Origin of the sequence: Bacillus cereus group sp. MYBK245-2, from assembly GCF_051916145.1 — a bacterium.
Classification (GTDB): Bacteria; Bacillota; Bacilli; order Bacillales; family Bacillaceae_G; genus Bacillus_A; species Bacillus_A pacificus.
This window is the reverse complement of sequence record NZ_JBQAGB010000033.1, coordinates 1-9766: the sequence shown is the minus strand read 5'-3', so window position 1 is coordinate 9766 and position 9766 is coordinate 1. Positions and strand designations below refer to the sequence as shown.

The following is a 9766-nucleotide window of genomic DNA, read 5'->3' as shown; positions in this document are numbered from 1 at the left end:
TATTACTTGATAAATAAGAATGACACAAAATGATAAGAAACATTGAATAACAAAAATATTATGATAGGAAATTGATCGTCCTATTAAGAATAAAGAATATTTTGTTGTTATTATTTTAAAAGAATCCCCTATGATATAAAAAGGAATTATTTCTAAAATCAACCACATGATAGGGAAATCAAAATGATTTGTTTTTACTAATTCATATTTAACTCCAAAAAACAAATAAAAGTATATATCTGTAAAATAAATGTGAGTATTAGGGATTCCTATTATTGAACTATTAATTTTAATGAGATATACAGTAATTGCCAGAATGGAGATAATAAGGAATATAGCATTAAAAAATTTGATTTTTGATATACTCCAGAATAATAAAAAATCACGTTTTATAAGTAATAAAAATTTTGAGTTCATCAAATTTCTCCTGATTAATGAAATTCTTTTTTACTATATACATGGTGAAATCCTACTAATACTATACATAGAATACCTAAATTGTATGTACATTGATTAATAATAGTGTTTAATGTGAGAACATCGATTTTTTTTATGACAATACCATGATAAAGAATAAAAGATATATTCAATTTTATATGTAAAAATTGATCTAATAAAATCATCATTATTATACATATAAAGCTTAATAAATTATTTTTGAGTACAATATTTAATATAGATTGTAAAAGTAATATATTAAAAACACTAACAATTAGTATTATTGTGTAATAAAAAATATATAGATATGCTGAATAATTATTTAGTTCAAAAGATGTATGGGTATATATTTTGAATACACTCGCATTTATAAAATATATAATTGTGAGTGTGAATACATATAGAACGGATAGCATCATGATTTGTATAGTTTTAAATGTAAAGTAATGATATATAGTTTTAAATCTAACTATTAAAAATGGATTATCCTGTTGATGTATTAATATTGTTGTAAGAATCAAACAAAAGGGAAGAAAAGTAAAGGAAATAAATCCTTCACTTTTAAAACTTAAAAATATATTTAATAATTCAAATGAAAAGTTTGCTCCTCGAACAAATGAATAAGTATTAAATAAACTTAAAATCCAAAATAAGATAAGGGATAAGAATATAAAAAAGATATTTCTTTTTATATTTTTATAAAGGTGTAAGATAGATTTAGAAAATAACACGTTTTTTAACTCCTTGATAAAATAAGATAGTCGATATACTTAAAAGTGAAATAGCTAATATAGTAATATATAATAAAGAACCATTTTGTATTGTCTGTATTTCTGGTAAAAAGAACATTGGAGATATTGGAAAAGAAATAAATAAATTCATTATGGTTAAGACAATTTGAATAATAAATCCAATAATTAATACAGAAAATTGATTGTTATAATAAAAAGAACAACTAACAGATAGTAATGAAAAAATTCCTCCAAAGAAACCAGATAGAACAATATAAAATAAAACATGTATAAAAGGATGATTAAAATATAAATCAGGGAAAAAAGTAGAAGTTTCTGTTAAACCAATGTTTGAATTAATAATAGGATCAACAGGTACATTTGGTAAAAATAAAAAGGCAGCCAAAAAATCAAATAATAAAGGTAATGTAATAACAATAAATCCTGTTAAAAAGGATGTTAAAAAAAACGTTGTGAAATATTTTTGTTTAGTAGTTTTAGATAAAGAAATATATAGAAATCCATTATTTTTATCTTGTTGTATAATATTACCTACGCCAATAGTTGCTATAATTGGTAATAAAAAATAATACATAGTTTTAAAACTGGATACCAAATCAATTCCTATCCATTTTGTATAAGGAGAAAAAAAAGAATCAGCGGTATGTAAAGAATGAGAAGCACTTATAACAGAAAAAACAAGTTGTAAGAAACAAATACTAAAACCAATCAATAATGATAAATATAAGTGTTTATTATTTATACGTGTAAACCAATATGTAAACATTTATAAAACGCCTCCATAAAATTTTTAATAAGATAAATAAAATGCCAAATAAAAAAAGGTAGTGATTGAGTAAGTCGATCGACTACCTTTTTTATTTGGCATTTTATCTATCAGGTTGCCAAGAACCATAGGCAGAACCATTACCATATTTTTGAGCATTAATCCAAGCCGAAGTACCCTTACCCTGTCTTTCTGTTGCTAAATTATATAATCCAAGATTAGAACCTTTTTTTATAGTGTAATAATGACCATCAGCAACATCGAATCCATTTGCCATAGCATATGCTGTAAAGTTCTCAATACCACTCATACTTGTACAATCCATGTAATAATAAGAATCAGTCCATTTTTGAGCAGAATATGTACGATCATCAGGATTCCAAAAACGATATTCATTATGATAATCAATAGAATATTGACCATCTGCACTAGCATAATTATTACTGATAGCACTCATTCCTACTAAAGCAAGACCAGCTACTAAAAATAAATGAAGTCCTTTTTTCTTCATTTGTTTTCCTCCTCTATTATTGTTTCTCTTACAAGATGCAATGTTATACCTGGATATAGTGTTTGTAAATACTTTCCTTTCCGAAAAAAAATATGCAATATTGCATATTTTTATAATTTAAATACTAATTGTCGAATAACTCAAATTATAGAGAAAAGATGGTTGCATGTGTTGGTCAATCAAAACGGACCTAGCGAAGCGAAGGGAGTATTTGACTTGACCAACTGGATTACACCCGAACCCTCTTGGCATTGAACAAACTATTGTTTGTTCCTGCCAACCGGCGAGGGAGCCCCTCAAGGATTGAGGGGTTGGGGAGTTCGAATGATGGGGTCTGGGGAAGAGTTCCCCAGTGGGTTTGGGCAACGCCCAAGGTTTTGTTTTTGCCACGTGTAATGTGGCTCGGCAAAGCCGAAAAGCGTCGCAGACCCCTATCGATTTTGATGCGAAAGCGTCAAAATACGTATAGGGTTACTCTAATTGACACCATTTCGTCGCTTTGCTAGACTTATGGTATCAATTAATCTAGGGAAAGTGGTGGCACTTTATGTTGGGTTCTATCTCATTTAATCAATCTCACCAAAGTTCATTAAGCCACAATAATAGGGAAAATATTCATGGGAATCCTGGCATTGATCCAGCTAGGTCAGAGGAGAATATTTACTTTGTTCAAAAGGACATCCGAAGTGTATACAAGGATGTCTTTCAAGAAGCGGTGGACAAGTATAACGAGAAGCAAAAACGGAATGACCGTAAGATTGAGAATTACTATGACAAAATACATAAAGATGATAAGACGCATGAGCAACGAGAACTCGTTGTAGCGATTGGGGAAGGTAAAGACGACGTAAAGTATAGGGAAGCTAAAAAGGAAGCTCTGAAGCGCTATGCTGAAGCTTTTCAAGAGAGAAATCCAAACCTAGCGGTTTATAATATGGTTTTACATGATGATGAAGCGAATCCGCATTTACATATTAACTATGTACCGAATTTTGAGAGTAGTCGAGGATTAACGAGGCGTGTCGGAATGGATAGAGCCTTGCAACAACAGGGTGTCGAAGGAACGGGAAGAAAGTTAATTGCGCATTGGAGAGAAACAGAAACGGCTTATATCGAGCAATTGGCTAAAGAATATATTCCGAATTTTGAACGTGCTAATGTAGGTTCATATAAGTACATGAAAGTTCGTCAATACAAGGAGTATGCAGAAGCAAAGTCAACTATTGAAAACCAAGTAGAAGAAAAAGAAACACAGTTACAAACGATTGACGATCATTTAAAAAACGTTGAAGAGAAAACAAATGAATTAGAAGTAACGAAAACGAGTTTGGAAAGTGATGTCGTTGATACGTACAAAGAATTAGAGATAGTAAAGCAACAAGTAGAGAGTGAAAATGAAAAGCTGCAGTTAATTGGCCAGCGTCATATAGAGTTAGAAAAAAGAGTAGAACAAATGCAAAAAGAATTAGATAGTGCTACAGATCAAGTGCCAAATAAACCTGTTAAAATTCTATTTTTACGTAAAGAAGTAGTAGTAGAAGTACAGGATAAAATGTTTGGAAAAGCTGAAATTACAAAGAAACAGACGAGAAATTATGTATTATCACCGGAACAATATCAAGAATTTACAAAACAGGTGAATGCAGCGGTCACTATCAAAAAAGATTATGAGCGTTTGAGAGAAACAGATTTTGTGAAAGAAAATGAGAGTTTAAGAGGGCATGCAGAGGGCTGGATGAAAGAAAATCGAACGTTGAAACAAGAAAAAAGTAAGTTGCAAAAAGAAGTTGGTGTATTAAATAGAGAAATTAGCTCATTAAAAGCTCATATAAAGGGTCTGCAGACAAATATAAGAGTTTTGTATGTACAAACTAAAAAAGTTTTTAAAGAGCAATTTAAGGCGTTTAGAGGGATTATTAAAAATGAATTGGATAGTAAGGGAATAGACAATCAATTTGAACGTGAGCATAAAAAAGAAATGAATAGACATCGTGGATTGGACATGGAGCGGTAAAATATTAAGGAAACTTTGTTTTTATCTTTAAGGTTATTGAAAACGTGATAGAATGAAAAAAAGAGCCATGCGGTAACATGACTCTTTTCATAGGGTATTCTACGAAAATACCTAAACTTCACTTATCTGATTATAGATTATCATAATTTGATTTATAATCAAATAGCAAAAAATAGGTGTTTTTGTTGATTCCCTCAATTAAGGAGGAATTAACCTAGATATGACAAAGCAAATTATTGATTTCGGACAAGCTGAAAAAAAGGCAAAAGAAAGAGATAGTAAGATTAATAGCATTTATGAAAAACTTGAAGGTAGTGGTGGACTTTCTGAAGAAGAAAGAGTCATTATGCTGCAAGTATTAAGTAAAATGTCTGGTGGAGAAGAGTATTTTATTGGTAAAAAGAAAAAACCTACAGATCGGGTGAGATTTGTCCAAATGATTACAGAGAATATTGATTATTTATGTGAAATTGGTTATTTAACTCAACCAGAAAAAGCATTTTTATTTGATATTTCAAGATTTCTAGAATTTAAATCGAATGTTATTGTTGAAAAAAATGAAAATGATGATATAAAACCAAATACAGCGTCTCCTAGTTATTTAGCCAAGAAATTAGGAAAAACAAGGACTTCTATTTCAAAAATGATGAATGAATTGCTTGAAAAAGGGGTTTTAGGAGTTGCAGAAACAGGTGTAATAACTGAAGATGGAAGGGCTTGTTCAGCAAGAACTTGGTTTGTTAATCCTAATATATTATGTAATTCACCTAAAGATGATATTGATAGAGCGACTCAACAAATTTTTTCAAAGGCATTACGTAATATCAAAATCGAAGGTAATAAGAAAAAACATAAACTACCAATTTATTTATTTTAGATGTCAATTTTTATATTGACATCTTTTTTTATTTAGGATTTTCTATTTTTTAGGTGTTAAAAAAAATTAACACAGGTGTTAAAAAAAATTAACACCTCATGTCTTATAAACCCTTGATATTACTGACTTTCTTTACTTTGCTCTTCTCACTCTTATATATATAGCTAAAAGTTCCGCAAGGAACGGGTCGTATTTTTGAGAAAATCATTCAAAAATCTCCACCCTCAACATCAAAAAGTCGGTTCGTTGATCCTCACCTAAAGGCTACCGCCTTTTCTTTTTGATGTTGTCCTTGCAAAACTTTTTTCGGCTCGTTTGCTTTTCTCGCCAAGCCGAAGGACAAAAAGCAATGCAATGGTTCTCGGCTTGGATTAGCAAGTATACGAGCCGAACCGCGAGATCATTCGTCCTAGACTTGCTCTTACCCGTCATAACGCTACGTTTTAAACCGTGGGGTTTCGTCCCCACACGACGAGCCAGCACTCCAAACAAAAAGCAATGGAAGATCTAAAGATAAGATCAAAACAAAGAGGGAAAATCTTTCCCTCTTTGTTTACTCGCTCTGTTAAGGGGCAAGCTACGGGTATGGCATGCCATACCCCAAAAACGGTGTTTTTGACTTGGTAGGAGATTCCTACAACCTTTACCGTTTTTTCTGTCTCGAAATTTCATTTTCGCGTCCGAAAACGGTTGTCGCTTCACTCGATTTGTAATACATAAAAAGACAAGATGAAAACAAAAAACTAGCCCCTAAAAGAAGAGCTAGTTTACGTAAAATTCGTTATCAGAAGTTAAATTTTCTCATTTAATTTTGTAGGATACCCACCAAAAACACTGTCCCATATATATTTGTAAATCACTTGAAACAGGGATAAATATATCTTTTAGTTCTTCCTCAGTGTAATAGTTCTTTATGATTTCATACTTGGTTCCATTGTCCAAAGTCCTTATTTTATATGTATTTGGGTCATTTTCTTTATGCGCTAAAGTTCCACCTATGGACTCTGTATAAATATTATCAGCCATAAAAACTGTTGTTCCAGGCCCAAGCTTATCATGTAATTGATTTAAAAATTCTTGAATTCTAAACTTTGGTATATGTGAAAACCAAAAGTTTGCAACACATCCTTCAAAGTTCCCAGGGATTTTATCAAGTTGGTAGGCATCTCCTTGAAGAAAATTCACTTTAGAAGGGAGAATATCTTTTTGATTTGCGATGTTTAATACTTCGTTGGAATAATCTATGGCTGTTATATGTTTTGCTGTTTTAGCTATAAACTGTGTCCAATAGCCTGTCCCACATGCTACTTCTAAAATAGATTGGTTTGTAAATAGTTTTTGAAGTTTCTGTTGAATAAGAGTTTGTTCTTCTTGGCGAATTGGATCGTTTCTAAAATAAACCTTTTCATATTCATGGGCTCGTTCGCTATAATACATCTTCATAAATATCCCCCTTTATACACAAATTAACTAATTATAACATTTATTTGCTAATATCACATATGATTTTTTATGTTGAAAGAGTTGAATATTGTATACAATCTTAGTTAACATAACATCTCATTATCGGTAGCAAATCTTTTGCTAGAATCCTTGTCTATACAGTGATTCTTCTTTTTTTGTTTGTTTATTTGGTATACATGATTTTATACATCGTTGATGTAGCGGGGATTCTAGGGATTCTCGCTATTCTTTTTTTGCATAAAATCTTGTATATAGAAAAAAGATTTTGATGTTATTATCGAGAAGTAATACATATCGGTGTTAAAATCGGAATGTATTTCGGAAATTAAATCGTTTTTAAAATCGGTTTTTATATCGGTTGTAAGTACATTTCGATTTTGATTGGAATGTTGATTTAATCGTATTTTTTAAGTGAAAAACGAATTCCGTTTTTGGGGGAGGAATAAAAATTGGAACTAAAATCGGAAATGCATACACCGAAAATTGTTGCGGATCTTTTAGGAATTACACCTGATTTGTTAAAGGTATGGTCAAATGAATTTAATATACAAACGGAGCGAAGTCAGGGAGGACATCGCAGATACTCGAAGGAAAATATAGAAGAATTAAAAGGAATAAAAGAAAAAATACAGGCTCAAAAATGGTCTTACGATCAAGTTCGGTCATGGCGAAACGGAGAACTTGATTCGTTTGTTTCAAAAGAAGAAAAATCAGAATTAGAAAAGAAACTGAATGAAGTATTAGAAAATCAACAGTTACAAAATCAATTTAATCAAGTACTCGTTCAGAAATTGCAAGAAATTACGAATGAATTGGTTACGACAAAAGAGCATTTAGCAAATACAGAGAAAAAATTAACTGAAGTAGAAGGTAAAAACAATGAATTAGAAGTTTTTATAGAGAAGAAGCTAGAGAAGCGAGATCAGTTATTGCTTGAAAATATTAGAGATATGCAGGCGCAAAATCAGAAACAAAAACGGAAAGGTTTTTTCGGTTTGTTTAAAAAGTAAATTTGTCCGGTATTTTATGTAGGGTTCTAATGTCGGAAAAAGAAGAATAGAAATATAGCATACATAGAATAAGGGAATGCAGTATAGATCAGTCTACAAGCATTCCCTTGCTATAAAATATGTGAAATAAATTAAAAAAAGATAAGGAATAGAAAATCTTTTATAGGAGTAAGGGGAATCTGTTGTCCTTGCGACTAATAATAGGACGTTATGATAAATAGGATTGTATATGATATACAAGTGAATAATTATTTTTGAAAATCTAATATATGTTGTATCGTTTGATTTTTATCAGTATTACTTTCTGAATATATAATCTTAACTGGAGTATCATCAGTGATATTCCAATCATAAGGCATTTTAAATATTAAAAAACCTTCTATTTCTTCATTAGGTTGTAAATGAAATGGAATTTGTTTTTTATCTTTATTATATAAGTATAGACTTTGGTTATAATTATAATTAGGTGCTAATATATAAAATTTATTAGATGGGTATTGCATATTTTTTTTTGTGTTATTTTTCATTTTAATATTAATTTGATATTCAATGTATTTATCATTATTTATATTCACAGTATTTTTTTGAGTATTCATATATGTGATTTTGAAGTCATTGGTAATAAATTCTTGGTTTAATATAATTGGTTTTGATATAATTTCATAATTTTTATAATCTTTGTTAACTGAATTATATTTTAGCGTACATAAAGCACATATTATGATTACTGAAGTGATAAGTATAATTTTTTTGTGTTTCATATATGTTTGTCCTCTGAAAATAGAATAGTTCCATTATTAATAGTAAAGATTTCTTCTGTTAATTGACTTAAAAAATGTTTATCATGACTAGCAACTAATATGGTTTTGTTTTTTAATGTTTTAAGTAATTCGATTATAAATTGTATACCGTCTTCATCAAGTGCATTAGTTGGTTCATCTAAAATTAATAATTCAGGGTCTTCCATTATTGCTTGTGCGATTCCAAGTCTTTGTTTCATACCTAATGAATATTTTTTAAATGGTCGTGTATCATGTGGATCTAAACCAACTTGTATTAATGTTTGTTTAATTTTTTCATCATTAATATTGTTATTGAGCATAGCTAATAATTTTAGATTTTTAAATCCAGAATAGGATGAAACAAAACCAGGATATTCTATAATAAAGCCTGTATTTTGTGGGAATGAAATGTCTTTACGTATGATTTGTTTATTTACTGTGATATTCCCACTATCAATTTTTATTAATCCTAGAATAGCTTTAAATATCATTGTTTTTCCTGAACCATTTGGACCTTTAAAACCATATATTTTATTTTTATATAATTTTAAATTGACATCATTTAAAACTGTTTGATTTTTAATTTTTTTATGTACATTTTGTAAAATAATATAAGGTTCCATTTTATATAAACTCCTTTTATGTTTAATATTCTCTATTTTTATAAAGAAATGTTCCTATAATATAAAATAGAAAGCATAATATTAGTTCTATTGAAATAATATATGTGAAAGAAATATTAAATTCAATTATTCTTGAAAACATAGTTCCGTTTATCCATAAAATTTTATAGTTAGGAATATAAATAGTTATAAATGTAATAGAAAAAATGATAACTACAGCATATATGCTTTTCATAAATTCTACTAAATTGTTATACAATAATATCATACAAGTTAAAGATAATATTTGAATGAGAATAAAGAATGTTACGTTAATATTAGAACTATTTTGTATATGATATAGAGTTCTAATAAACTCGCCATTTGAAAAATTAGGATTAAAAAATATATAAGTAATAACAATTATAAAAGAAATAATTATTACTTGATAAATAAGAATGACACAAAATGATAAGAAACATTGAATAACAAAAATATTATGATAGGAAATTGATCGTCCTATTAAGAATAAAGAATATTTTGTTGTTAT

8 protein-coding genes and 1 pseudogene are annotated in these 9766 nt (G+C 29.2%); 3 read left to right on the top strand and 6 right to left on the bottom strand.

Annotation, left to right across the window (positions count from 1 at the left end):
• From ACTFRN_RS27830 to ACTFRN_RS27820, 3 genes and pseudogenes are all read right to left on the bottom strand, one after another.
• Positions 1–417 (bottom strand): annotated as a pseudogene (locus ACTFRN_RS27830) (histidine kinase); the annotation flags it as partial.
• A 738-nt stretch (positions 418–1155) separates the two neighbouring features.
• Positions 1156–1956 carry a hypothetical protein gene (locus ACTFRN_RS27825; protein WP_050224767.1) on the bottom strand — a complete coding sequence of 267 codons (801 nt, stop codon included), beginning with the start codon at positions 1954–1956 and terminating at the stop codon, positions 1156–1158.
• 103 nt (positions 1957–2059) lie between these two features.
• Entirely contained in the window at positions 2060–2467 is a 408-nt protein-coding gene (locus ACTFRN_RS27820; RefSeq protein ID WP_050224766.1) for a hypothetical protein, read from the bottom strand.
• A 547-nt stretch (positions 2468–3014) separates the two neighbouring features.
• On the opposite strand from ACTFRN_RS27820, the gene ACTFRN_RS27815 reads away from it, so the two are divergent.
• Together ACTFRN_RS27815 and ACTFRN_RS27810 are read left to right on the top strand one after the other, a co-directional pair.
• The gene (locus ACTFRN_RS27815) at positions 3015–4481 is read left to right on the top strand and encodes a plasmid recombination protein (RefSeq protein WP_088106320.1); all 1467 of its coding nucleotides are present in this window, start codon (positions 3015–3017) and stop codon (positions 4479–4481) included.
• Between the two features lie 220 nt (positions 4482–4701).
• Positions 4702–5358: a replication protein gene (locus tag ACTFRN_RS27810; protein ID WP_050224764.1), complete on the top strand. Its 657-nt coding sequence runs from the start codon at positions 4702–4704 to the stop codon at positions 5356–5358.
• Between the two features lie 801 nt (positions 5359–6159).
• Here the strand turns inward: ACTFRN_RS27810 and ACTFRN_RS27805 are convergent.
• Complete coding sequence (locus tag ACTFRN_RS27805) at positions 6160–6801, bottom strand: class I SAM-dependent methyltransferase (protein ID WP_016718069.1); 642 nt, start codon at positions 6799–6801, stop codon at positions 6160–6162.
• 470 nt (positions 6802–7271) lie between these two features.
• Between ACTFRN_RS27805 and ACTFRN_RS27800 the strand changes: the two genes are divergently transcribed.
• On the top strand, positions 7272–7832 hold the full coding sequence (locus ACTFRN_RS27800; protein WP_050224772.1) for a MerR family transcriptional regulator: 561 nt from the start codon (positions 7272–7274) through the stop codon (positions 7830–7832).
• 248 nt (positions 7833–8080) lie between these two features.
• Here ACTFRN_RS27800 and ACTFRN_RS27795 read toward each other — a convergent pair whose 3' ends face one another.
• Both ACTFRN_RS27795 and ACTFRN_RS27790 read right to left on the bottom strand, forming a co-directional pair.
• Entirely contained in the window at positions 8081–8593 is a 513-nt protein-coding gene (locus ACTFRN_RS27795) for a DUF4352 domain-containing protein (RefSeq protein WP_050224771.1), read from the bottom strand.
• Positions 8590–9237, bottom strand: a complete 648-nt coding sequence (locus ACTFRN_RS27790) for an ATP-binding cassette domain-containing protein (RefSeq protein WP_050224770.1) — start codon at positions 9235–9237, stop codon at positions 8590–8592. The genes ACTFRN_RS27795 and ACTFRN_RS27790 overlap by 4 nt, the downstream gene beginning before the upstream one ends.
• Between the last annotated feature and the right edge of the window lie 529 nt (positions 9238–9766).

Excerpts from the sequence above, each read along its gene's own strand:
- ACTFRN_RS27825 (WP_050224767.1), bottom strand. The coding sequence starts at position 1,956 with ATGTTTACATATTGGTTTACACGTATAAATAATAAACACTTATATTTA.
- ACTFRN_RS27820 (WP_050224766.1), bottom strand. The coding sequence starts at position 2,467 with ATGAAGAAAAAAGGACTTCATTTATTTTTAGTAGCTGGTCTTGCTTTA.
- ACTFRN_RS27815 (WP_088106320.1), top strand. The coding sequence starts at position 3,015 with ATGTTGGGTTCTATCTCATTTAATCAATCTCACCAAAGTTCATTAAGC.
- ACTFRN_RS27810 (WP_050224764.1), top strand. The coding sequence starts at position 4,702 with ATGACAAAGCAAATTATTGATTTCGGACAAGCTGAAAAAAAGGCAAAA.
- ACTFRN_RS27805 (WP_016718069.1), bottom strand. The coding sequence starts at position 6,801 with ATGAAGATGTATTATAGCGAACGAGCCCATGAATATGAAAAGGTTTAT.
- ACTFRN_RS27795 (WP_050224771.1), bottom strand. The coding sequence starts at position 8,593 with ATGAAACACAAAAAAATTATACTTATCACTTCAGTAATCATAATATGT.
- ACTFRN_RS27790 (WP_050224770.1), bottom strand. The coding sequence starts at position 9,237 with ATGGAACCTTATATTATTTTACAAAATGTACATAAAAAAATTAAAAAT.